This window comes from Pseudomonas sp. Irchel 3F3 (assembly GCF_900187545.1).
Classification (GTDB): Bacteria; Pseudomonadota; Gammaproteobacteria; order Pseudomonadales; family Pseudomonadaceae; genus Aquipseudomonas; species Aquipseudomonas fortuita.
In genome coordinates this window covers 136,194-158,911 of the sequence record NZ_FYDS01000002.1, presented here as the reverse complement: position 1 = coordinate 158,911, position 22,718 = coordinate 136,194, and the positions used below count along the sequence as shown (strand labels likewise).

18 protein-coding genes are annotated in these 22,718 nt (G+C 62.9%); 11 read left to right on the top strand and 7 right to left on the bottom strand.

What is annotated here, in order from left to right:
* The first annotated feature begins 64 nt into the window (after positions 1-64).
* The 3 genes from CKW35_RS04175 (at position 65) to CKW35_RS04165 (ending at position 2,461) form a co-directional block, all read left to right on the top strand.
* Complete coding sequence (locus tag CKW35_RS04175; RefSeq protein WP_016487403.1) at positions 65-943, top strand: helix-turn-helix domain-containing protein; 879 nt, start codon at positions 65-67, stop codon at positions 941-943.
* A gap of 200 nt (positions 944-1,143) precedes the next feature.
* Positions 1,144-1,542 carry a MerR family DNA-binding transcriptional regulator gene (locus CKW35_RS04170; protein ID WP_016487404.1) on the top strand — a complete coding sequence of 133 codons (399 nt, stop codon included), beginning with the start codon at positions 1,144-1,146 and terminating at the stop codon, positions 1,540-1,542.
* A 19-nt stretch (positions 1,543-1,561) separates the two neighbouring features.
* Complete coding sequence (locus CKW35_RS04165) at positions 1,562-2,461, top strand: hydroxymethylglutaryl-CoA lyase (protein ID WP_016487405.1); 900 nt, start codon at positions 1,562-1,564, stop codon at positions 2,459-2,461.
* A gap of 545 nt (positions 2,462-3,006) precedes the next feature.
* Here the strand turns inward: CKW35_RS04165 and CKW35_RS04160 are convergent.
* Complete coding sequence (locus CKW35_RS04160; protein WP_016487406.1) at positions 3,007-3,513, bottom strand: MgtC/SapB family protein; 507 nt, start codon at positions 3,511-3,513, stop codon at positions 3,007-3,009.
* A 189-nt stretch (positions 3,514-3,702) separates the two neighbouring features.
* On the opposite strand from CKW35_RS04160, the gene CKW35_RS04155 reads away from it, so the two are divergent.
* The 5 genes from CKW35_RS04155 (at position 3,703) to CKW35_RS04135 (ending at position 11,165) form a co-directional block, all read left to right on the top strand.
* A complete protein-coding gene (locus tag CKW35_RS04155) occupies positions 3,703-3,942 on the top strand; it encodes a DUF3203 family protein (RefSeq protein WP_023046994.1) in 240 nt (79 codons plus the stop codon).
* Positions 3,943-4,063: 121 nt separating this feature from the next.
* Positions 4,064-5,467 carry a cytochrome c oxidase accessory protein CcoG gene (gene ccoG / locus CKW35_RS04150; RefSeq protein WP_095115177.1) on the top strand — a complete coding sequence of 468 codons (1,404 nt, stop codon included), beginning with the start codon at positions 4,064-4,066 and terminating at the stop codon, positions 5,465-5,467.
* Between the two features lie 50 nt (positions 5,468-5,517).
* Positions 5,518-6,927 (top strand): GntR family transcriptional regulator MpaR, encoded by a 1,410-nt coding sequence (gene mapR, locus CKW35_RS04145; RefSeq protein WP_016487409.1) that lies wholly within the window; start codon positions 5,518-5,520, stop codon positions 6,925-6,927.
* A gap of 56 nt (positions 6,928-6,983) precedes the next feature.
* A complete protein-coding gene (locus tag CKW35_RS04140; RefSeq protein WP_095115175.1) occupies positions 6,984-9,035 on the top strand; it encodes a PAS domain-containing sensor histidine kinase in 2,052 nt (683 codons plus the stop codon).
* A gap of 63 nt (positions 9,036-9,098) precedes the next feature.
* Positions 9,099-11,165 (top strand): PAS domain-containing sensor histidine kinase, encoded by a 2,067-nt coding sequence (locus CKW35_RS04135; RefSeq protein WP_095115173.1) that lies wholly within the window; start codon positions 9,099-9,101, stop codon positions 11,163-11,165.
* 9 nt (positions 11,166-11,174) lie between these two features.
* Here CKW35_RS04135 and CKW35_RS04130 read toward each other — a convergent pair whose 3' ends face one another.
* The 6 genes from CKW35_RS04130 to CKW35_RS04105 form a co-directional block, all read right to left on the bottom strand.
* Positions 11,175-11,921, bottom strand: coding sequence for an SDR family oxidoreductase (locus CKW35_RS04130; protein WP_016487412.1), 747 nt, complete (start codon positions 11,919-11,921; stop codon positions 11,175-11,177).
* Positions 11,922-12,077: 156 nt separating this feature from the next.
* Positions 12,078-13,613, bottom strand: coding sequence for a DHA2 family efflux MFS transporter permease subunit (locus CKW35_RS04125; RefSeq protein WP_016487413.1), 1,536 nt, complete (start codon positions 13,611-13,613; stop codon positions 12,078-12,080).
* On the bottom strand, positions 13,610-14,803 hold the full coding sequence (locus CKW35_RS04120; protein ID WP_016487414.1) for an HlyD family efflux transporter periplasmic adaptor subunit: 1,194 nt from the start codon (positions 14,801-14,803) through the stop codon (positions 13,610-13,612). The genes CKW35_RS04125 and CKW35_RS04120 overlap by 4 nt, the downstream gene beginning before the upstream one ends.
* Positions 14,804-14,833: 30 nt before the next feature.
* A complete protein-coding gene (locus CKW35_RS04115) occupies positions 14,834-15,307 on the bottom strand; it encodes a MarR family winged helix-turn-helix transcriptional regulator (protein WP_016487415.1) in 474 nt (157 codons plus the stop codon).
* 230 nt (positions 15,308-15,537) lie between these two features.
* A complete protein-coding gene (locus CKW35_RS04110) occupies positions 15,538-16,170 on the bottom strand; it encodes a response regulator transcription factor (protein ID WP_024717471.1) in 633 nt (210 codons plus the stop codon).
* Between the two features lie 8 nt (positions 16,171-16,178).
* Entirely contained in the window at positions 16,179-17,585 is a 1,407-nt protein-coding gene (locus CKW35_RS04105; RefSeq protein ID WP_023046989.1) for a sensor histidine kinase, read from the bottom strand.
* Positions 17,586-17,780: 195 nt separating this feature from the next.
* Between CKW35_RS04105 and CKW35_RS04100 the strand changes: the two genes are divergently transcribed.
* The 3 genes from CKW35_RS04100 (at position 17,781) to CKW35_RS04090 (ending at position 22,715) form a co-directional block, all read left to right on the top strand.
* Positions 17,781-19,403 (top strand): acyl-CoA synthetase, encoded by a 1,623-nt coding sequence (locus CKW35_RS04100; protein WP_060518243.1) that lies wholly within the window; start codon positions 17,781-17,783, stop codon positions 19,401-19,403.
* Between the two features lie 168 nt (positions 19,404-19,571).
* Positions 19,572-21,341, top strand: a complete 1,770-nt coding sequence (locus CKW35_RS04095) for an acyl-CoA dehydrogenase C-terminal domain-containing protein (RefSeq protein ID WP_070086536.1) — start codon at positions 19,572-19,574, stop codon at positions 21,339-21,341.
* Between the two features lie 366 nt (positions 21,342-21,707).
* Entirely contained in the window at positions 21,708-22,715 is a 1,008-nt protein-coding gene (locus CKW35_RS04090) for a FecR family protein (protein WP_095115171.1), read from the top strand.
* The last annotated feature ends 3 nt before the right edge of the window (positions 22,716-22,718 follow it).

Sequence of the window (22,718 nt, the reverse complement as noted above, 5' to 3'; positions counted from 1 at the left end):
TGCTATTCCATGAATAACCTGCACTTTTACAAAAATCGTTCGATTAACGGACAGGCCAGCCTGCATGAAATCCACCCTCCCCGGCGTCCCCTTGTTCAAGCTCTATGGCGAAAACCAGGCCTGGCCCGGCACCGACTTGCTGCACTGCGAGTCGATCCCGGCGCGTAGCCGCCTGCACCACTGGGAAATCAAGCCGCACCAGCATGCCGAGCTGTTCCAGCTGCTGTACGTACAGCGCGGTCAGGCCCTGGTGGAGATCGAAGGCGTGCGCAGCGCCATCGGTGAGCCAGCGATCCAGGTGGTGCCGCCAATGACCGTGCATGGCTTTCGCTTCAGTGCCGATATCCAGGGGTATGTGCTGACCTTTGGCACCGCACTGGTGGCAAACCTGGAACAACGCCTGGGCATGCCGCTGACGGTGCTGGCAAAACCTGGGTGTTACCCGCTCGGCCAGGACCGCGTGCACCTGCGCAGCCTGATCGGCACCTTGCAGCAGGAGTACCAGGGCAATGCCCCGGCACGGGCAGCCTTGCTGGAGGCGCTGGTAACCACGTTGATGGTGTGGATCAGCCGCCGCCCGCAACCTGGGCAGGCGCCCCGCAATCGGGATGAGCGTGACCGCCAGTTGCTGGGGCAGTACTTGCGACTGGTGGAGGCGCATTACCGCGAGCACCTGTCGATGGAGGACTTCGCCGCGCGACTGAATATTCCGAGCCTGCAACTGAACCAGTTGTGCCGGGCGCTGAGTGGGCAGACTGCGCTGCAGGTGCTGCACCAGCGTTTGTTGCTGGAGGCGCGTCGCAACCTGATTTACACGCGGATGAGTATCGGGCAGCTGTCGGACAGCCTGGGGTTCACCGACCCGACATACTTTGCCCGCTGGTTCAAGCGCTTGAGTGGGCAGACGCCCAATGGATATCGTCGGTCGGTGCAGCCGGAATGAAATGGGGTTACCTGCATCGGCCTCTTCGCGGGCTTGCACGCTCCCACAGAAGTGCGCGGCTTGCGAGCCTGACGCAATCCCTGTGGGAGCGGGCAAGCCCGCGAAGCGGCCGGTGCAGGCCACACACATTTTCAGCCCTTGCTTGACGTATACGTAAACCTGCAGTCAGGATAAACGCATACCCCACGCCGAGCCCCAGCATGAGCACCCAGACCTACAGCATCTCCGACCTGTCCCGCGAGCTGGACATCACCACCCGCGCCATCCGCTTCTACGAGGAGCAGGGCCTGCTGAGCCCCGAGCGCCGAGGCCTGGAACGTATCTACACGGCCCGCGACAAGGTCAGCCTGAAGCTCATCCTGCGCGGCAAGCGCATCGGCTTTTCGCTGGCCGAGTGCCGCGAGCTGATCGAACTGTACGACCCCACCAGCGGCAACCTCAAGCAGCTCAACAGCATGCTGGCGAAAATCGCCGAACGGCGCGCACAGCTGGAACAGCAGATGCTCGACATTCACCAGATGCAACTGGAGCTGGACACCGCCCAGGAGCGCTGTGAGCAAGCCCTGGCCGCCACCCTGAACAACAAAGACAACCGCTGAACACCACAGGAAACCCGCCATGCCCTTGCCCAAAGAAGTCCGTCTGGTCGAAGTAGGCCCCCGCGACGGTTTGCAGAACGAAGCCCAGCCCATCAGCGTTGCCGACAAGGTGCGCCTGGTGGACGACCTCACCGAGGCGGGCCTGGCCTATATCGAGGTGGGCAGTTTCGTCTCGCCCAAGTGGGTGCCACAGATGGCCGGCTCTGCCGAGGTGTTCGCCGGTATTCAGCAACGCCCCGGCGTTACCTATGCGGCACTGGCGCCAAACCTGCGCGGCTTCGAGGACGCCCTGGCGGCCGGGGTGAAGGAAGTGGCGGTGTTCGCAGCCGCCTCCGAGGCGTTCTCGCAGCGCAACATCAATTGCTCGATCGGCGACAGCCTCAAGCGCTTCGAACCGATCATGGAGGCCGCGCACAACCACGGTGTGCGCGTGCGCGGCTATGTGTCGTGCGTACTCGGTTGCCCCTATGAGGGCAAGGTCAGCGCCGAACAGGTGGCCCCGGTAGCCCGCGCCCTGCATGACATGGGCTGTTACGAGGTCTCGCTGGGCGACACCATTGGCACCGGTACCGCCGGCGATACCCGCCGCCTGTTCGAGGTGGTATCCGCCCAGGTGCCGCGCGAGCAACTTGCCGGGCACTTTCATGATACCTATGGCCAGGCGTTGGCCAACGTCTATGCCAGCCTGCTCGAAGGTATCAGCGTGTTCGACAGCTCGGTGGCCGGGCTGGGTGGGTGCCCGTACGCCAAAGGCGCTACCGGCAACATCGCCACGGAAGATGTGGTGTACCTGCTCCAGGGGTTGGGCATTGCCACCGGTATCGACCTGGACCGGTTGATCGCCGCCGGTCAGCGCATCAGCAGTGTGCTTGGCCGTGGCAATGGGTCGCGGGTAGCGCGGGCGCGCAGCGCGCATTGAGTCACACGGGTGTCACATACGTGTGGGTGAAGTGTTACCGCCCCCACGTTTCACAGCAAAAAATCGGGTAACAGGGAAACAAATCGACAAAATTTCAGGCAGACTGATTTTGCCAAAAGTAGCCAACCGCTTGATTTTAAAGGATTTAAAAAAGTTGGCACGCACCCTGCTATATCTTTCGTACAAGAACAAAAAAAATGTGACACCCAATAAAAACAACAGGTAACGGCTCTGACATAACAAGAACAACACGGCAGAGGCGTAGCAAGCAGATCTTTTTGGAGTCGACACGCTTTTCAGGGGTACGCCCCGCGGTCTGGCACAGAACAATAAAACTACCTCGAGGTAGCTACAGCCAGGTTCGGATCAGCCATGATGAAAGCAGGTCAGCGCTCAAAAAAATACGTTTGCTCTTGACCCCGCATGGGGGTCGCACGCAACACCAAGGCAGGCTTACAAAAACAACAAAAAGCCAGCCTCAATAATAAAAAGAGCAAGCAGCAACGCTTTGGGGGGAGCTTCGGCTCCCCTTAGTGCTTCCCACCCTACTCCTCCTCCTTTTGCTTTTCCTCCCCCTGTCCTTCTACCTTTTCTACCAGCATTGGCATCGTGCCCAATACCAGCAGGGCCAGTACCGTGCTGATCAACGCCGTGGCTTCGCGCCCCATGCCGGCAGCGGTACCAATGGCTGCAGTCATCCATAGCCCTGCGGCAGTAGTCAGGCCTTTCACATGGCTGGTGTCCTGGCCGTTTCCTTTGAGAATGGTACCCGCACCCAGAAAACCGATACCGGCGACGATACCCTGGATCACCCTGCTCAGCGCCTGCTCATCAGCCCCGGCCATGCTGGGCGCCAGCACGAACAGGGCCGCGCCCAGCGAAACCAGCATGTGGGTGCGCACGCCGGCAGACTTGCCTTTGTGTTCACGTTCAAATCCCAGCACAGCGCCAAGCACTGCCGCCATAAGCAGCCGCACGAGGATTCGCGTCACTTCACGCTCATCGGTGACATCGGCGAACTCGGCCTGGATTGCTTGCCAGATGACGTCCATCACAGTTGTCCCCATGCTGACCATTGTATGGCCAGGTCCGGCCTTTTCGGGGGCGTGCCCGCGAAAAGGCCGGCCTGCCGTATGCAAGGGTTGACCTCAGCACACAGGGCAAAGTGCCGCTCAGCCTGTTGATGCAGCAACCAGCACCTCATTGCGGTCCACCCTGTACAACCCGAGGAGGACTGCACCATGCCCGTTGAAATCGATGAAACCAGTCGCCGCTGCACGCTGATCGGCGAAAACGTGCGTATCGAGGGTGATGGCCCTGATGTCGAAATCTTCACCGACGAAAATCTGCGCATGTCAGTGGCCCTGCTCGCAGGCCAACGCGTGCCCATTACCGAATCCGAAGCCGATGCACTGACTGTGGCAGGTGCGGTGGATAGCCGCAGGCATCTGAAGACCAGTGTGCCAGGCTCTGTGATCTAGGGCCTGGCGGGGCCTACCGGATAATCTGATACGGTTTTTATCGCAAAATCTGAGCCTGTGCTGATAACAGCCTCAGGGCCATAGTGCTCATGCCTGATCGAGGCCTGATGAGCACCGAGCCATGAACACTAGAATCCCTTTTGCAGAGATCGCCGACGCCCCAGCCAGCTCACGACAGCGAAGCGCCGACAAGGGTATCCACACCCGCAGCTTCACCGGGCTTTACCGCACCCTGCGCATCGGCTTTGCCGGCGCACTGTTCGTGCTGTTTTTCGGGACGGCCTGGCTGAACTGGAATGGCCGCCAAGCCGTCCTGTGGGATTTGGCCGAGAGCAAATTCCACATTTTTGGCGCCACATTCTGGCCACAGGACTTCATCCTGTTGTCAGCGCTGCTGATTATCTGCGCCTTCGGCCTGTTCGCCATCACGGTGTATGCCGGCCGCGTGTGGTGCGGCTACAGCTGCCCGCAGAGCACCTGGACCTGGCTGTTCATGTGGTGCGAAAAGGTTACTGAGGGCGACCGCAACCAGCGCATAAAGCTTGCCGCCGCGCCCTGGAGCCTGAACAAACTGGCGCGCCGCACGCTGAAGCACAGCCTGTGGCTGGCTATCGGTGTAGCCACCGGGCTGACCTTCGTCGGCTACTTCACGCCAATCCGCCCATTGGCCGCAGAACTGTTCACTTTGCAACTGGGCGGCGTGGCACTGTTCTGGGTGCTGTTCTTTACCGCAGCGACCTACATCAACGCAGGCCTGCTGCGCGAAGCGGTGTGCCTGCACATGTGCCCATATGCGCGCTTCCAGGCCGTGATGTTCGACAAGGACACCCTGGCGGTCGCCTACGACCCGCGCCGTGGTGAAGCCCGTGGGCCGCGCAAGAAAGGCAGTGACGTAGGCGCCCAAGGCCTGGGTGACTGCGTCGACTGCACGCTGTGCGTGCAAGTGTGCCCCACCGGCATCGATATTCGCGATGGCTTGCAAATGGCCTGCATCGGATGCGCAGCGTGCATAGACGCCTGCGACGGTGTGATGGACAAGATGGGTTACGCCCGCGGCTTGATCGGTTACAAGTCCGAACACGGTCTGCAGGGCGGCACCACCCACTGGCTGCGCCCGCGCCTGCTGGGCTACGTCGCAGCGCTCGCGGTGATGATCGCAGCGCTGGTGGTGGCCTTGCAGATGCGCCCGATGGTTTCGCTGGACGTCATCAAGGACCGTGGCCTGTTCCGTGAAAATGCCCAGGGCCAGATCGAGAACATCTACCTGCTCAAGGTCATCAACAAGACCGGGCGCACCCAGCACTATGCGCTGCGCCTGCTGGACGCTGACGGTTTCACCTTGCAGGGCAATACCACATTGGTGATCCCGGCTGGCGAAATGAGCGAGCTGCCGGTATCCGTGGCGATGCTGGCCGAGCGCCCGGCCAGCAGCTCGCAAACATTGAGCTTCGAAATCAGCGAGCGCGACGACCCCGCCATCCGCAGTGTGGCGCAAAGCCGCTTCGTCGCACCGATGAACCGTTGATCCCTTACACTGACGCCACCTTGCCTGCCAGGCTTCGACAGAAGGCCAGAATGAAACGCTACGAACGCTTTGCCGACGACATTGCCGAACTGATCCGCTCCGGGGTACTGGGCCCGGGCCAACGCGTGCCTTCGGTACGCTACGCCAGCCAGACCCACGGGGTCAGCCCGTCCACGGTGTTCCAGGCTTATTACCTGCTGGAGCGGCGCGGGCTGATCCGTGCCCGGCCGCGCTCAGGCTATTTCGTCAACGCCCACGCACCGCGCCAGTTCAGCGAGCCGCAAGCGTTGCAGCCGGTCAGCGAGTCCACTGACGTTGACGTCAGCGCACTGGTGTTCTCGATACTCGACTCGATCAAGGACCCCAACACCATACCGTTCGGCTCAGCCTTCCCCAGCCCCGAACTGTTCCCGCTGCAGCGCCTGTCGCGCTCACTGGCCAGCGCCAGCCGCAGCATGGACCCGCGCATGGTGGTGACCGACCTGTCGCCCGGTAACCCGCAGCTGCGCCGGCAAATTGCCCTGCGCTACATGGTCGGTGGGCTGATGCTGCCAATGGAAGAGCTGCTGATCACCAACGGTGCACTGGAAGCCTTGAACCTGTGCCTGCAGGCCGTTACCCAGCCGGGCGACCTGGTAGCCATCGAGGCCCCCGCCTTCTATGCCTGCCTGCAAGTGCTGGAGCGGCTCAAACTCAAGGCTGTGGAAATCCCCGTGCACCCGCGCGAAGGCATGGACCTGGGGGCACTGGCGCAGACGCTGGAAAAGCACCCGGTAAAAGCCGTCTGGTGCATGACCAACTTCCAGAACCCGGTAGGCGCGAGCATGCCGGAGGCGAAAAAGCAGGCGCTGGTGGAACTGCTGGCGCGGCACCAGGTGCCGTTGATCGAAGACGACGTCTACGCCGAGCTGTACTACTCGCAGCAGGCGCCCAAGCCGGCCAAGGCCTTCGACACCCAGGGCCTGGTGATGCATTGCGGCTCGTTCGCCAAAAGCCTGGCCCCCGGTTACCGCATCGGCTGGGTGGCGGCCGGTCGCTTCGCGCAGAAGATCGAACGGCTGAAACTGATGACCTCGCTGTGCGCCTCGATGCCGGCCCAGGCAGCGATAGCCGACTACCTGCAGCACGGCGGCTACGACCGCCACCTGCGCAAACTGCGCTACGCCCTGGAAGGCCAGCAGGCCAACATGCTGGCGGCCATCTCCCGCCACTTCCCGGCGCAGACGCGGGTCAGCCAGCCCTCAGGAGGCTACTTCCTGTGGCTGGAACTGCCCGAGCAGATGGACGCCCTCAAGCTGTTCCACATGGCCCTGGCACAAGGCATCAGCATCGCCCCGGGGCCGATCTTTTCGCCCACCCGCCGCTTCGGCAACTGCATCCGTCTTAACTATGGCAGCCCCTGGCATGACGGTGCCGAACGGGCCATGGAAACGCTCGGGCGGATCATTCGCTCGTTCTGAAGGAAAGCTGTCGAAGGCCAGCTATAGTTGTCGGACTCGCAGGCAGGATAGCCAGCATGCCCCAAGACAACACCCCAGCTTGCATAGAGCAACTACAAGAAAAACTACTCGAACTGGAGACGCAGAATGCCGAGCTGCGCCTCAAGGCGGCCTGTTATGAGGTCATGACTGGCCACATGCATCAAGGTTTCTGCGTGCTCGAAATGCTCGAGAACAGTGACGGAGAGCTGTACGACTACCGTTACATCCTTGCCAACGACGCCTCTATGCAGCACACCGCCCACCCCAAGCAGTTGGGCCAGACGGCACGTGAAACGATCCCGGACGAAATTGGAACCTGGCTTCCGCGGTTTGCCGAAGTGGCGCGCTCAGGGCAGCCCCTGCAGTTCGAAGCGCGGCTGGCGGTGACCGACCGCTGGCTAAAGCTGTCGGTGTATCCCCTGGAGCCCGCCAGCCAGAAACGAGTAGCGGTAGTCTTTACCGGGGTGCCGGCCGAACAGGTAACCCTCGATAACCTGCAAGCACTTAACCAGGAACTGTGGAACAGGGTCGACAAGGAGCAAGCCAACAGCAAGCTGCTTGGCGAGCTGGTCGACCACAGCCTGGCCAATGTGTTTGCTGCGGACCGCAGCTTCAGGCTGCTGGCGATCAACCGCACCGCACAGGAAACGTTCAAGCGCCTGCGCGGTTTCGTACCCAAGGTCGGCGACTACATTCCGCAATTCCTGTCAGGCCAGCAGGACATCAAGCGTCAGCTTGACCCCTTATGGCCACGCGTACTGGCGGGCGAGGCATTCGTCCAGACAATCGCCCTTGGGAACTCACAAGCATTGCGCCACTACGAAATCCGCTACAACCCCTTGCGTGATGCTCAGCAGCAAATCCAGGGGGGGTACCTGTTTGCATACGACATCACAGAACGCGTCGCAGAGCACGAGCGGCTGCGAGAGATCGAAAACGCTTTGCGCCAATCCCAGAAGATGGAAGCCATCGGCCAGCTGACCGGGGGGATAGCGCATGATTTCAACAATCTGCTGGGTAGCATCCTCGCCGCCCTGGAAGTGGCCACCGAACGCCAGGCACAACAGCGCTACCCGGAAGCTACACGGCTACTTGCCATCGCCCGACAGGACTCCAAGCGTGCTGCCTCTATGGTTCAACGCCTGCTGGCATTCGCACGCCAGCAAATCCTGATTCCGCAAACTACAGATGTGCATCAACTGGTGGCCGGTATGCACGATCTGATCAAGCGCTCGCTGCATGAAGACATCCACTTCGTTGACCAGACACTGGCCGGCCAATGGCTGATAGCGATCGACCCTCCGCAACTGGAAAGTGCTTTGCTCAACCTGTGCATCAACGCCCGCGATGCCATGCCGCTGGGTGGCGAATTAGCTATCTGTTGCGCGAACACCCCATTGAATCAGGCACAGGCCCGGGTACTGGACCTCCCTGCGGGTGACTACTTGCAGATTCGTATCAGCGATAATGGCATTGGCATGACCGACGACACGGCTCAACGCGCGCTGGAGCCATTCTTCACTACCAAACCATTGGGTCAGGGCTCAGGCCTTGGGTTGTCGATCGTCTACGGCTTCATCCGCCAGTCCGGCGGGCAGTTGCAGATCAATAGTGCGCCTGGGCATGGCACGCGTATTGACCTTTATCTCCCCAGGAAAAGCGCGGCAATAGTAACTCCGCCTGAGCCCCATCAACCCACGCCTGCCAAAACGGAATGCACACCTCGCCTGATCATGCTCATGGAGGACCAGGTAAACCTGCGCCTGGTGATCGAAGAAGTGCTGCAAGAACTCGGGCACGATGTGCGCACGTTCGTCGATGGACGCAGCGCACTGGCTGCCTGCCAAGAGGGCTTGCGGCCTGACCTGCTGGTGACCGATATCGAGCTGCCAGGCGACATCGACGGCCGGCAATTGGCCGCAGCGCTTCCCGAGGAGGTGCCAGTGCTCTACATCACCGGCTACAGCGAAGACCAGGCAGATGTCAAACCATCAAAGCACTCTAGCGTGCTGTGCAAGCCATTCAGCCTGGCGCTGCTCAGCGAGCAAATCGAAAACCTGCTGGCAAACCTGCATCCGCCGCGATGAACAGCTGTACGTTCAAGGGCCAGCCACAGTACAGTCTGTCTGATACTTTTCTGGAATGTCGCCATGCACCACCGCGACCTGTCCGGCCTGCGCCGGGAAATCGAGGCCTTGCGTCAGCATAACGCGCAGCTGGAAGCACAGCTTCGGCAACAGCAGGATCAAGACCACAGCGTCTACCGCTTTCTGTTCGACACGATGGACGAGGGGTTCTGCATCATCGAATTCTTCGATGGCCCGCATGGGCCTCTGAGTGACTATATACACGTCATGGCCAACGCGGCCTACGCCAAGCACGCCGGCATCCCCGACGTGGTCGGGCAGAAACTGCGCGAGATGGTGCCCGATGAGGCCGATGACTGGGTGGCCCGCTATGGCGCTGTACTTCGCACGGGCGAACCGCTGCACTTCGAGCAGGAACTGGTCGCCACCGGCCATGTGCTGTCAGTGACTACTTTCCGCGTAGAGCCTGCTGAGAAACGCCAGGTAGCGGTGTTGTTCAAGGATGTCACCGAACGCCGGCGTGCAGAGCAGGCCCTGCAGCGCCTTAACGAACAGCTGGAACAGCGGGTGAATGCCGCACTGGCCGAACGACGCTTGTTTGCCGAATTGGTCGATCACAGCGTGGTCAATGTGCATGTGATAGACAAGAATCTGCGCTGGCTGGCTGTCAACCGCCAGGCCAGGCATGACTTCCACCTGCTGTACGGGAGAACACCGGAAATCGGCGACTACCTGCCCGGGTTGTTCGAAGATGGAAGCGCTGGCCAGACGCCTATCCTGCCAATGTGGCAGCGCGCCCTGGCAGGCGAGCAGTTCATCGAGATTGGCATCTTCGGCAAGCCCCCCATGCTGCGCCACTACGAATTGCGCTTCAACGCGTTGCACGACCAAAAAGGCGAGATTCTAGGCGCGTTTCTGTTCGCTTATGACATCAGTGACCGGGTACAAGAGCAGGAACGCCTGGCCAAGGCCGAAGAAGCACTGCGCCAGGCACAGAAGATGGAAGCCGTAGGCCAGCTCAGTGGCGGCATCGCCCATGACTTCAACAATTTGCTGGGCAGCATCCTTGGCGCCCAGGAGCTGATGCGCCAACGCCTGGACCAGTCACGCTTCGACGCCCTGGAGCCCTTGCTGAAGCTGTCCAGCGGCTCGGCGCAGCGGGCCTCTTCACTGGTGCACCGGCTGCTGGCATTCTCTCGCCAGCAGACCCTGCAACCCTGCTCCACGCAGGTGACCACGTTGGTGGCCGGTATGGAAGAGCTTCTGCGCCGCACCATCGGCCCGGCCATTACCCTGAGCAGCCGCTTCGCCAGCCCGCTGTGGCCTACCTTCATTGATCCGCCCCAACTGGAAAGCGCCCTGCTCAACATCTGCATCAACGCTCGCGATGCCATGCCCGCAGGTGGGGTGATCGACATCATTGGCGACAACCTGCTACTTGACGACGAGCAGGCCCTGGCTTTGCAACTGCCAGCCGGCGAGTATGTGCGGCTGAGCATCGTCGACAACGGTAAAGGCATGTCGGCTGAAGTGGCGGAGCGCGCAGTCGACCCGTTCTTCACCACCAAGCCGATGGGCCAGGGCAGCGGCCTGGGTCTGTCCATGACCTACGGCTTCGTGCGTCAGTCGGGTGGGCAATTACGCGTGCTGTCGGTGCTTGGCGAGGGCACCCGCATCGAGCTGCTGCTACCCCGACACCCCGAGCAGCCCCAGGCGCCAGCCGAAAAACTGCAGCACCCGCCTTTGCAAGCAAGCAGCGCGGCTGCACGGCGCATTCTGTTGATTGAAGACCAGACCGCCTTGCGCTTGGTGGTCGGCGAAGTGCTGGAAGAGCTGGGCTATCTGGTGGACGCCTTCGAGAATGGTCCGACCGCCCTCGCCCACCTGCAAAGCGGCGAACGGCCAGACCTGCTGCTGAGCGATATCGGACTGCCGGGTGGCCTGAATGGCCGCCAGGTGGCCGAACGCTGCCGTGAGCGCTACCCAGACCTCAAGGTGCTGTTCATCACCGGCTACGATGAGAGCGCCGCGCTCAGCGACGGCCAGCTGTTGCACGGTACGTTGGTGCTGACCAAGCCGTTCGAGCTCGAAGTACTCGCCGAGCGGGTACGCGAGCTGCTGGAGGATTGACGGGCGCGTTCAGCGCCCGCCGCTCAGGTCGATGAAACTGCCGGTGGAGTAGGAGGCTTTGTCCGAGAGCAGCCAGAGGATGGCTTCGGCCACTTCCTCGGGGCGTCCGCCGCGCCCCATGGGCAAACCCGGCTCAAGCTTGCTGACCCGGTCGGGGTCGCCGGACAAGGCATGGAACCCTGTGTGGATGTAACCTGGGCGTACGCCATTGACCCGCACGCCCTCGCCTGCCACTTCTTTAGCCAGGCCGATGGTGAAGGTGTCGAGCGCGCCCTTGGAGGCGGCATAGTCGACATATTCGTTGGGCGAGCCCAGGCGCGCAGCCATCGATGACACGTTGACAATGGCCCCGCCCTGCCCGCCATGCCGGTGTGCCATGCGCAGCAAAGCGTGCTTGGCGCAGAGCATGGGGCCGACGACGTTGGTTTTCATGATCTTCAGCAGGCGGAACTCAGACATGGCCTCGACGCGGCTCTGCTGGCCGATGGTGCCGGCGTTGTTGACCAGTGCGGTGACCGGGCCGAGCTCTTCGTCGACGCGCTGAAACAGGTGGATGATCTCATCCTCGACGCTGACGTCGGCCCGCACGGCGATAGCCTCGGCGCCCAGGGCGCGGACCTGGCCGAGGAGGGTTTCGGCGGCCTGGTCGTCGGCGTGGTAGTTGATGCAGATGCGGTAGCCCTGGCGGGCCGCCAACAGCGCCGTGGCGGCACCGATACCGCGGCTGCCGCCGGTGATGACGATGACGTTCTCCATGATTTTGCCAATCGCTTGGGGAAGGGAGGATCGACAATAGGCGAAACGGAGCAGTATGTGAATAGAGGGGCCACCCAGTGCCTGACTTGAGAGATTGGGCGTGGCGGCGCTCGATATCCGCCCCACCCTACATCCCGAGCCATTCACCTCGTCGCCTTAATGCCCCGCCGATGCCGGCCCGGCCTTGGCAGTGAAGGGTGGTTTGGCGAACCACACCAGCAGGATCAACCCGGCAAACACCCAGGTCATCAAGGTGAAGTAGTCCACCGTCGACATCATGTAAGCCTGCCCATTCAGTATCTGCTCCAGCTGCGCATAACTCTGCGGGCTGGCCCCACCCAACTGCTCAAGCGTATGCCGCGTCGCCGGGTCGAACTGGCTGATGTTCTCGCTCAGATAAGCATGATGCTGGTCCGCCCGGCGAATCCAGATCCAGGTCGTCAACGACGCGGCAAAGCTCCCGCCCAAGGTCCGCAGGAAGGTCGCCAGCCCCGAACCGTCGGCAATCTGGTGCGGCGGCAGGTCGGACAGCAGAATGCTCAAGGTCGGCATGAAGAACAACGCCACACCAATGCCCATGAACAGCTGCACCAAGGCCACATGCTGGAAGTCCACCTCGCTGGTGAAGCCGGCACGCATGTAGCAACTGGTGCCGATCGCCAGGAACGCCAGCCCAGCCAGTACACGCAGGTCGAAGCGGTGCGCATATTTGCCCACGAACGGCGACATGATCACCGGCAGCAAGCCGATCGGTGCCACCGCCAGGCCCGCCCACGTCGCGGTATAACCCATTTGCGTCTGCAACCATTGCGGCAGGATCAGGTTGATACCGAAGAACCCTGCATAGCCCCCGACCAGCACGATGGTGCCGACGCGGAAGTTGCGGTGCACGAACAGGCGCAGGTTGACTACCGGGTGGCGGTCGGTCAGTTCCCAAATCACGAAGACTGCGAGGAACACCACCGAAATCAAGCTGCCGATAATGATGAACGACGATTCGAACCAGTCCAGGTCGTTGCCTTTGTCGAGTACCACCTGCAAAGCCCCGACACCGATAATCAGCGTCAGCAAGCCGATGTAGTCCATCGGCTGGCGGCTGGTGACCACCGGCCGGGTGCGCATCTGCTGGCGCACGACGGCGGCGGCGAACAGGCCGATGGGCACGTTGATGAAAAAGATCCACGGCCAGCTGTAACTGTCGGTGATCCAGCCCCCCAGGATCGGCCCGGCAATCGGCGCCACCACCGTGACCATCGCCAGCAGTGCCAGGGCCATGCCCCGTTTTGCAGGGGGGTAGACGGCAATCAGCAAGGTCTGGGTCATCGGGTACAGCGGCCCGGCGACCACGCCCTGCAATATCCGGAAACCGACCAGCTCCGGCATCGACTGGGCGATACCGCACAGGAACGAGGCCAGCACGAACAACAGCGTGGCCCAGATGAACAGTTTCACCTCGCCAAACCGTCGGCTGAGCCAGCCCGTCAATGGCAAGGCGATGGCGTTGCTCACCGCGAACGAGGTAATCACCCAGGTGCCCTGCTCGTAACTCACCCCCAGGTTGCCGGATATGGTCGGCAGCGCCACGTTGGCAATGGTGGTGTCGAGCACCTGCATGAACGTCGCCAGCGACAACCCGATGGTGGTCAACAGCAGGCTGGGCGGCGTGAACTGGGCAGCGGCGTTGTTGCTCATCGCTGGGCCGTCTTGCCGGGTGCGCTGTTTTCGTGGATCAACCGGGCGATCAGGTTGTCAGCCTCGACCAGCTGACGGTCATACACCTGGGTGGTGTAGCTGGCCTGCTGTGGGGGCTGCTGGGCCAGGGCCGGCCCGCTCTGGTCATGCAAGTCGACTTCCACCACGGTGGACAGGCCAATACGCAGTGGGTGGTCCTTGAGCTGATCGGGGCTCAGGTGAATACGCACGGGCACGCGCTGGACGATCTTGATCCAGTTGCCAGTGGCGTTCTGTGCCGGCAGCAGCGCGAAGGCACTGCCGGTACCGGCGCCAAGGCTATCGACCGTGCCGCTGTACTTGACCTCGCTGCCGTACAGGTCGGCGGTGATCTGCACCGGCTGGCCAATACGCATCTCACGCAGCTGGGTTTCCTTGAAATTGGCGTCGATCCACACCTGGTCCAGCGGGATTACCGCCATGGTCGCAGTGCCAGGCTGCAGGCGCTGGCCCAGCTGCACGGTACGTTTGGCGACGTAGCCAGTGACCGGTGCTACCAAGGTGGTACGGGCGTGGTCGAGGTAGGCCTGGCGCAGATCGGCGGCGGCTGCCATGACCTCCGGGTGCGAGGACACCACCGTGTCGTCGACCAGCGCGCTGCTGGTGCTGAGCTGCTGACGTGCGCTGTTTACAGCGGCCAGGGCCACACTCAGGTCATCGCGAGCATGGGACAGTTCTTCCGCAGCAATTGCACCGCTGTCGGCCAGCACCTTGCGCCGGTTGAAGTCCTGCTGGGCTTTGCGCAGTTCGGCCTGGCGGGTTTCCAGCTGGGCCTTGAGCGAGTCGACATTGCTGTACAGCCCGCGCACCTGGCGCACGCTGCGTGCCAACTTGGCTTCGGCAGACTGCAGGGCCACCTCGCTGTCGGCGGGGTCGAATTGCAGCAATACCTGGCCGGCATGAACCAGGTCGCCGTCATCGGCACCAATGCTGGTGACGGTGCCGGTGACCAGCGGGGTGATCTCCACCACGTTGCCGTTGACGTAGGCATCGTCGGTGCTTTCGTGCCAGCGCCCGACCAGGCTGTACCAAGCCCAGGTGCCGGCACCGGCAAGCATCAGCAAGAGCAGCAGGCCCAGCAGCCAGGCCTTGCGCTTGCGCGACTGCTCGGGCGCTGCGGGGGAAGTCGGGGTGTCTGCGGGAGTGGCCATGACAGTACCTTGGAGAATTCGTTACAGGGTTCAACGTTCGCCGAAACGGCGGATCGTCAACGGGTCGCCAGCAGCGAGCAGGACCTTGGCCAGCAAGCCTTCCAGGTTCTTCAGCTCTTCTGGGGCCAGCGCGCCGCACAATTCGTTCATGGCGGCAGCGCCGATTTCTGGCAAGCGGTCCGCCAGGCGCTGGCCATCAGTGGTGAGCGCCAGGCGCACCAGCCGGCGGTCCTCGGCGCAGCGGTTGCGCACAATCAGCTCCTTCTGCTCGAGCCGGTCGAGCATGCGGGTCATCGAACCGCTGTCCAGGCCCAGGTAGCGGCACAGCTCGGCCGGGGTATCCACCTGGTACTGGGTGACGATGATCAGCACCTTGAACTGCGCGGCAGTGACGCCCTCTGACTCGAGGTGCCAGTCGAGAATGCGGTCCTTCAGGATTGCCGCGCGGCCCAGCAGCATGCCGATGGCGCAGGTCTGGAAATTTTCGGGGGAGAAATGGGCCATCGAGGCTGCTCTGACAATTGTGTAGAAATATTACTGCCTAGGCAGTGAATGTCAAAGCTTTGATTAGCCAGCTATGTAAAATTTCATATTTTCGGGCTGTCACACTGCCCCCTGTAGGAGCGGCCTTGTGCCGCGATGGGCCGCAAAGCGGCCCCAAAAATCTCTGCCCTGGCACAAAACTGGGGGCCGCTTCGCGCCCCATCGCGGCACAAGGCCGCTCCCACAAGTGCTTAACGCGCCCGCAGGCCCAGCGCCTCCACGGCCCCGCAGGCAACCGCCATGCCAACCAGCTCCGCCAGGCTGGCCGCCTGCAAGCGCTTCATCACCCGCCCGCGGTACAGGTCCACGGTCTTCACGCTAACCCCCAGCCGCTCGGCAATTTCACGGTTGCTCAAGCCCTGGGCCAACGGCACGAACACGTCACGCTCACGTGGCGTCAGGCCGTCGATCCGCGCCTGCACCATGGCCAGCGCCTGGTCGCCCTGCCGCGCCCGCCCGGCGTGCTCCAGCGCAGCTTGCACGCTGTCGAGCAGCAGCTGGTCGTTATAGGGCTTTTCGATGAAATCACAGGCGCCGGCCTTGAATGCCCGCACCACAATCGGCACATCGGCATGGCCGCTGACGAAGATCACCGGCAGCGCCAGGCCGCGCTCGCGCATCGCCTGCTGCACCGCCAACCCGCCCAGCCCCGGCATACGCACATCCAGCAGCACACAGGCGGGCCCATCGTCGACACAGGCATCGAGAAACGCTTGCCCACTGGCGAACGGCAGGGCTTGCAGGCCCACCGACTGCAACAGCCAGACGGTCGAGTCGCGCATTCCCTGGTCGTCATCGACCACATACACTTTCGCTTGCACCACGCCTCCCCTTATCCCCTGCTGACTGCCAGCCGACAGCACAGTACCAGACCACCATTGTCACCCGCCCGCGCCCACAGGCTGCCGCCAAAGCCTTCGATCAGGCTGCGGCTCATGCTCAAACCCAGGCCCAAACCGTCAGCCTTGCTGGTAGTGAACGGCGTGAAGATGTCATCCAGGCGCTCGGGCGCCACACCTGCGCCCTGGTCCGACACTTCGACCAGCACACCGTCGCCGTCGCGCACTGCGCCGAGCAGGATACGTGACGGCTGTTCGCCGTGCAGTTCGCGGTTGGCATCGATGGCATTGCGCAACAGGTTGAGCAGCACTTGCTCCAGCAACACCTGGTCGGCATACACCGAGGGCATTTGCGCGCTCATGCGCAGTTCCACCAGCACCTGGTCACGCGCGGCTTCCCACGCACACAGCCGCATGGCTTCCCCAGCCACTTCTGCCACGTCCACCGCCTGCAGCCGCCGTGGTCCTTTGCGCAGGAAGGCGCGCAGGCGGCGAATCACTTCGGCGGCATGGGTGGCCTGCTCGCGGATGCGCTGCAGGCCCTGCCCTACCCGCTCGCGGGCCTGTGGATCACGCTCCAGGCCTTGCAGGTAACGTTGACTGGCGTTGGCATAGTTGACCACCGCAGCCAGTGGCTGATTGATCTCGTGGGCAATGCCTGAAGCCAGCTCGCCGAGGGTGGCCAACCGTGCACTGTGCGCCAGGCTTTCCTGGGCTTCAATGCGCAAGGTGATGTCGCGGGACACACTGACCACCTCCACCACCGAGCCGGTGTAGGTTTCGCGGATGGCCCGGCTGGCAATTTCAAACCAGCGATAGCCGCCAGAGGCCTGGCGCACCCGGCAGGTCATGGTGTGATAGCCATCCTGGTCCAGGGCAGCGGCCGCCTGGCGCAGCACCTGGCGGCGCTCACGCGGGTGCAACAGGGTATGCACGGCGATGCCACGCAATTGCTCGGGCCACAGGCCGAGCAGGCGAAACGCTGCCGGCGAGGCATCCAGAAAACGGCCATCCGGGCTGTGCCGGGAGATCAGGTCGGTGGTGTTTTCAATGATCAGCCGGTACAAGCGCCGGGCGCGGCTGGCTTCCCGTGCGCCTTGGCGCTCTTCGCTGGCGTCGCGACAGCGCCCGAGCACCTGCTGGCCCTGGTCATCCGGAATGAATGACCACAGCACGGTGCGCGCCCCCACTTGCACCTCGACGTCGGCAATCGCCCGATGCTGGCGCAGGCACGCACGCACCAGGGCGGCACAGTTGGCCGGCAGCCAACTGGCCAGCGCCGGGCCTTCGTCAACCCATGCTTGCAGCGCCGCATTGAGTGCCAGTGGCTTGGCGTCGGCTGCCAGCAAAAGGCTGGGTTGTGGGTCCTTGGCAAGCAAGGGGTAAGCAGTCTGGTCCATGGTAGGCGGTTCGTTGTTATAGTAGTTTTACTATATTGCTATAGTCGATATTCCTATTACCATAGCGACTCGCGTAAAACTGCGACAGAAGGAGCGGCCCACCGTCCGCCTCCCTGCACCCTGAACAGAGCTAACAATCAGCCATCGGGGGGCCAAGCGCACAAGCAGCGCCTGCCTCCCTTACAGGATTACCGCATGTCGATCTATGCCCAGGGCCTGATGCCCGCTGCCGTCAACCATGTCGCCCTCACCCCGCTCAGTTTCATCGAACGCACCGCTGCCGTGTACGGCAATTACCCCGCGGTGATCCACGGTGCCATCCGCCGCAACTGGCAAGAAACCTACCAACGCTGCAGGCGCCTGGCCAGCGCCCTTGCGGGCCGTGGCATAGGCCGTGGCGACACGGTGGCGGTGATGCTGCCCAACACCCCGGCGATGCTCGAAGCGCACTTCGGTGTGCCCATGACCGGCGCCGTGCTCAACACCCTGAACGTGCGCCTGGACGCCGAGGCCATCGCCTTCATGCTGCAGCATGGTGAAGCCAAGGTGCTGATTACCGACCGCGAGTTCCATGCGGTGATCGAAGCCGCCCTGGCGTTGCTCGAACACCCGCCCCTGGTGGTGGATGTGGATGACCCGGAGTACGGCGAAGGCCGTGCGGTCAGCGCGCTGGACTATGAAGCCCTGCTCGCCGAAGGCGACCCGCAATTCGCCTGGGAATGGCCGGATGACGAGTGGCAGGCCATTTCGCTCAACTACACCTCCGGCACCACCGGCAACCCCAAGGGCGTGGTCTACCACCACCGCGGCGCCTACCTGAACGCGCTGGGCAACCAGATGACCTGGGCCATGGGCCACCGCCCGGTGTACCTGTGGACCTTGCCCATGTTCCACTGCAACGGCTGGTGCTACCCCTGGACCATCACCGCCCTGGCCGGCACCCACGTGTTCCTGCGCCGGGTCGACCCGCAGAAGATCCTGAACCTGATCCGCGAACACCGGGTCACCCACCTGTGCGGCGCCCCGATTGTGCTCAACGCCCTGGTCAACATGCCCGAGGCCGCCAAAGCCGCCATCGAGCACCCGGTACAGGCCATGGTCGCCGGCGCCGCGCCACCGGCCAAGGTCATTGGCGCCGTGGAAGAGATGGGCATCCACGTCACCCACACCTACGGCCTGACCGAAGTCTACGGCCCGGTGACCGTGTGTGCCTGGCATGATGAGTGGAACGAACTGGCGCTGGAAGAGCGTGCGCGGATCAAGTCACGTCAGGGCGTGCGCTACCCGACCCTGGACGGGTTGATGGTGGCCGACCCGCAGACACTCGAGCCGGTGGCACGCGATGGCAATACGCTTGGCGAGATCTTCATGCGCGGCAACACCGTGATGAAGGGTTACCTGAAAAACCCCGAAGCCACCGCCGAAGCGTTCCGTGGTGGCTGGTTCCACACCGGTGACCTGGCCGTGTGGCATGCCGACGGCTATGTCGAGATCAAGGACCGCCTCAAGGACATCATCATTTCCGGTGGCGAGAACATCTCCACCATTGAAGTCGAGGACGCCCTGTACAAACACCCGGCGGTGCTTGAAGCCGCCGTGGTGGCGCGCCCGGATGAAAAGTGGGGAGAAACCCCGTGCGCGTTCATTGCCCTGAAGCCAGGCCGGGAGGACACCCGCGAAGCCGACATCACCGGCTGGTGCCGCGAGCACCTGGCCGGTTTCAAGGTGCCGAAGACCGTGGTGTTTGGCGAGTTGCCCAAGACCTCCACCGGCAAGATCCAGAAGTACGTACTGCGCGACCGGGCCAAAGCCCTCTGAAGCCGTAACGGCCTCGACGTTTCCCTGCAGGAGCAGCCTTGTGCTGCGAAGAGGCCCTCACCGGCGAAGACTACCTTCAGCCATGCCGGCCCTTTCGCAGCACAAGGCTGCTCCTGCACGGGTACGGCGCAATTTTCACAGATATCGTCTTCACTTCAAGAGCCCCTGATGACTACTTACTCCGCCCCGCTGCGCGACATGCGCTTCGTCCTGCATGACGTGTTCAACGCCCCGGCCCTGTGGGCCCGCCTGCCCGCCCTGGCCGAGCGCATCGATGCCGACACCGCCGATGCGATCCTGGAAGAAGCCGCCAAAGTCACTGGCCAGCTGATCGCCCCGCTCAGCCGTAACGGCGACGAGCAAGGTGTGCGCTTCGCCGCCGGCCAGGTCACCACGCCAGACGGTTTTCGCCAAGCCTGGCAAACCTACCGCGAAGGCGGCTGGGTCGGCCTGGGCGGCAACCCGGCATTTGGCGGCATGGGCATGCCGAAAATGCTAGGGGTGCTGTTCGAAGAAATGCTCTATGCCGCCGACTGCAGCTTCAGCCTGTATTCGGCGTTGAGCGCTGGTAGCTGCCTGGCCATCGATGCCCACGCCAGCGAGACGCTCAAGGCCATTTACCTGCCGCCACTTTACGAAGGCCGCTGGGCCGGCACCATGTGCCTGACCGAGCCCCACGCGGGCACCGACCTGGGGCTGATCCGCAGCCGGGCCGAACCCCAGGCCGACGGCAGCTATCGCATCAGCGGCAACAAGATTTTCATCACCGGTGGCGAGCAGGACCTGACCGAGAACATCATCCACCTGGTACTGGCCAAGTTGCCGGATGCGCCCGCCGGCGCCAAAGGCATCTCGCTGTTCCTTGTACCGAAATACCTGATCGAGGCCGATGGCAGCCTGGGCGCGCGCAACGCCGCACACTGCGGTTCGATCGAGCACAAGATGGGCATCAAGGCTTCATCCACCTGCGTGATGAACTTCGACGATGCCAAGGGTTACCTGGTGGGCGAACCGCACAAAGGCCTGGCGGCGATGTTCACCATGATGAACTACGAGCGCCTGTCCATCGGCATCCAGGGCCTCGGTTGCGCCGAAGCGTCTTACCAGAGCGCCGCCCGTTATGCCAACGAACGCCTGCAAAGCCGTGCCGCCACCGGCCCTAAAGCGCAGGACAAGGCTGCCGACCCGATCATCCACCATGGCGATGTACGGCGCATGCTGCTGACCATGCGCACCCTCACCGAAGGTGGCCGGGCGTTTGCCGCCTACGTCGGCCAGCAACTGGACCTGGCGCGTTACGCCGAAGACGCCGGTGAACGTGAGCACGCCCAGCGCCTGGTGGCGCTGTTGACGCCAGTGGCCAAGGCCTTCTTCACCGACAACGGCCTGGAAAGCTGCGTGCTCGGCCAGCAGGTATACGGTGGCCATGGCTACATCCGCGAATGGGGGCAGGAGCAACGGGTGCGTGATGTGCGCATTGCGCAAATCTATGAAGGCACCAACGGTATCCAGGCACTCGACCTGCTGGGGCGCAAGGTGCTGGGCGACGGTGGCCAGGCGCTGGCCAGCTTTGCCGCCGAAGTACGTGCGTTCAGTGTTGATGCACCGCTGCACCGCGAGGCTTTGCAAGCGAGCCTGGCGCGACTGGAGGCCACCAGCGCCTGGCTGCAGGCGCGAGCAGGCGATGATGCCAACCTGGTCAGCGCGGTAGCGGTTGAATACCTGCAACTGTTCGGGCTGACGGCGTATGCCTATATGTGGGCGCGGATGGCGGCGGTGGCCTTGGCCAAACGTGACGAGGATGACGCGTTTCATGGTGCCAAGCTTGCGTGTGCGGCGTTCTTCTTCCAGCGCGTGCTGCCGCGTGGTCTGGGGCTGGAAGCCAGTATCAGGGCGGGCAGCAGCAGCCTTTATGGGCTGGAGCCGGCGCAGTTCTGAAGCCTGCGCATTACCCGTGGGAGCGGGCATGCCCGCGAAGCAGGCCACGCGGTGCATGGCACGGGCTTCGCCCGTGTTCGCGGGGCAAGCCCGCTCCCACAGTGATCGCGCAAGCTTTGTGATTTCGTACAACACAGTTGCCCCACAAGAGGTGCGCGATTACTTGTGGGAGCGGCCTTTTGTCGCGATGGGCTGCAAGGCAGCCCCATGGATTTCCGCCTCCCTGGCGGCACGCGAAGGGTTCTCAAACGCTGAAAAACCGTTGCAAATCCGATGAAAAACCGTCACAACTGATAGTCATTCGCCATTACGTTGGTTCTCGGGAGCCCTCTAGCAAGGGTAGAATATGCAAAATCCGGAGCCGCAATGAACCACGACCGCCTCAACACCAGCCCTGACGATGCCATCACCGACGCCGCCGCGCACTGGTGCATGCGCCTGCACGCTGAAGACTGCACGGCGGGCGAGCGCGAGGCGTTTGCCCGCTGGCTGGCGGCGGACCCGCGGCATGCCGAGGAATACCAGGCAATGCTGGAAATCTGGCAAACCGCCGACCTGTTGCCACGCAACGCCACCGTCGTCGACTTCAACCCGGCCACCCGTCTACCCGCACGCCCGCGCAATTGGCGTCCGCTGGCATCTGCTGCCGCCATCGCCCTGGCCGTGCTGCCGCTGGCCGGCTGGGTGGGCTGGGAACAAGGCTGGCTGCCCAACCACTACCAGCACTTCGAAGCCGGCGACCGCATGCAGACCATAGAGTTGAGCGACGGCAGCACGGTACAGCTCAACCTCCACACCGAGCTTACCTACCTCAACTACAAGGACCAGCGCCAGGTCACGCTCAAGCGCGGCGAGGCGTTCTTCAAGGTGCAGCACGACAGCAACCACCCGTTCATCGTGCATGCCGGCAATGGCCAGACCCGCGTCACTGGCACCCAGTTCAACGTGTGGAAGTACCAGGACCAGGTCAAGGTCACCCTGGTGGAAGGCTCGGTACTGGTATCCAGCGACGGCAACGCCGGTGGCTACCGCCTGGGCCCGGGGATGCAGGCCAGCTACCACAAGGGCGATTTCGAGCCGCAGCTGGAGCAGAGCAATGACTACACCAACAGCCTTGCCTGGCGCAGTGGCAAGCTGGTGCTCGACAACCTGAGCCTGGAGCAAGCGCTGCCAGTGATCAACCGCTACCTCGACGCGCCGCTGCAGCTGGCCGATGCCAGCACCGGCCGCATCCGCATCAGCGGTATCTACAACACCCGCGAGGTCGCCCGCCTGGTCAACAACCTGCCCAAGGTGCTGCCGATTTACCTGACCCGCAGCAAGGACGGCAGCACCGTGCTCAACCGCATCTCACCGCCGCCCAACAAGGGCTGACAC

Bases quoted from the DNA above. Each gene is read 5' to 3' on its own strand.
- mapR (WP_016487409.1), top strand. From the start codon at position 5,518: ATGAAACGCTACGAACGCTTTGCCGACGACATTGCCGAACTGATCCGC.
- CKW35_RS04090 (WP_095115171.1), top strand. From the start codon at position 21,708: ATGAACCACGACCGCCTCAACACCAGCCCTGACGATGCCATCACCGAC.
- CKW35_RS04100 (WP_060518243.1), top strand. From the start codon at position 17,781: ATGTCGATCTATGCCCAGGGCCTGATGCCCGCTGCCGTCAACCATGTC.
- CKW35_RS04130 (WP_016487412.1), bottom strand. From the start codon at position 11,921: ATGGAGAACGTCATCGTCATCACCGGCGGCAGCCGCGGTATCGGTGCC.
- CKW35_RS04140 (WP_095115175.1), top strand. From the start codon at position 6,984: ATGCCCCAAGACAACACCCCAGCTTGCATAGAGCAACTACAAGAAAAA.
- CKW35_RS04175 (WP_016487403.1), top strand. From the start codon at position 65: ATGAAATCCACCCTCCCCGGCGTCCCCTTGTTCAAGCTCTATGGCGAA.
- CKW35_RS04125 (WP_016487413.1), bottom strand. From the start codon at position 13,613: ATGAGCAACAACGCCGCTGCCCAGTTCACGCCGCCCAGCCTGCTGTTG.
- CKW35_RS04160 (WP_016487406.1), bottom strand. From the start codon at position 3,513: ATGGACGTCATCTGGCAAGCAATCCAGGCCGAGTTCGCCGATGTCACC.
- CKW35_RS04115 (WP_016487415.1), bottom strand. From the start codon at position 15,307: ATGGCCCATTTCTCCCCCGAAAATTTCCAGACCTGCGCCATCGGCATG.
- CKW35_RS04170 (WP_016487404.1), top strand. From the start codon at position 1,144: ATGAGCACCCAGACCTACAGCATCTCCGACCTGTCCCGCGAGCTGGAC.
- CKW35_RS04135 (WP_095115173.1), top strand. From the start codon at position 9,099: ATGCACCACCGCGACCTGTCCGGCCTGCGCCGGGAAATCGAGGCCTTG.
- CKW35_RS04155 (WP_023046994.1), top strand. From the start codon at position 3,703: ATGCCCGTTGAAATCGATGAAACCAGTCGCCGCTGCACGCTGATCGGC.
- CKW35_RS04095 (WP_070086536.1), top strand. From the start codon at position 19,572: ATGACTACTTACTCCGCCCCGCTGCGCGACATGCGCTTCGTCCTGCAT.
- CKW35_RS04105 (WP_023046989.1), bottom strand. From the start codon at position 17,585: ATGGACCAGACTGCTTACCCCTTGCTTGCCAAGGACCCACAACCCAGC.
- CKW35_RS04165 (WP_016487405.1), top strand. From the start codon at position 1,562: ATGCCCTTGCCCAAAGAAGTCCGTCTGGTCGAAGTAGGCCCCCGCGAC.
- CKW35_RS04120 (WP_016487414.1), bottom strand. From the start codon at position 14,803: ATGGCCACTCCCGCAGACACCCCGACTTCCCCCGCAGCGCCCGAGCAG.
- ccoG (WP_095115177.1), top strand. From the start codon at position 4,064: ATGAACACTAGAATCCCTTTTGCAGAGATCGCCGACGCCCCAGCCAGC.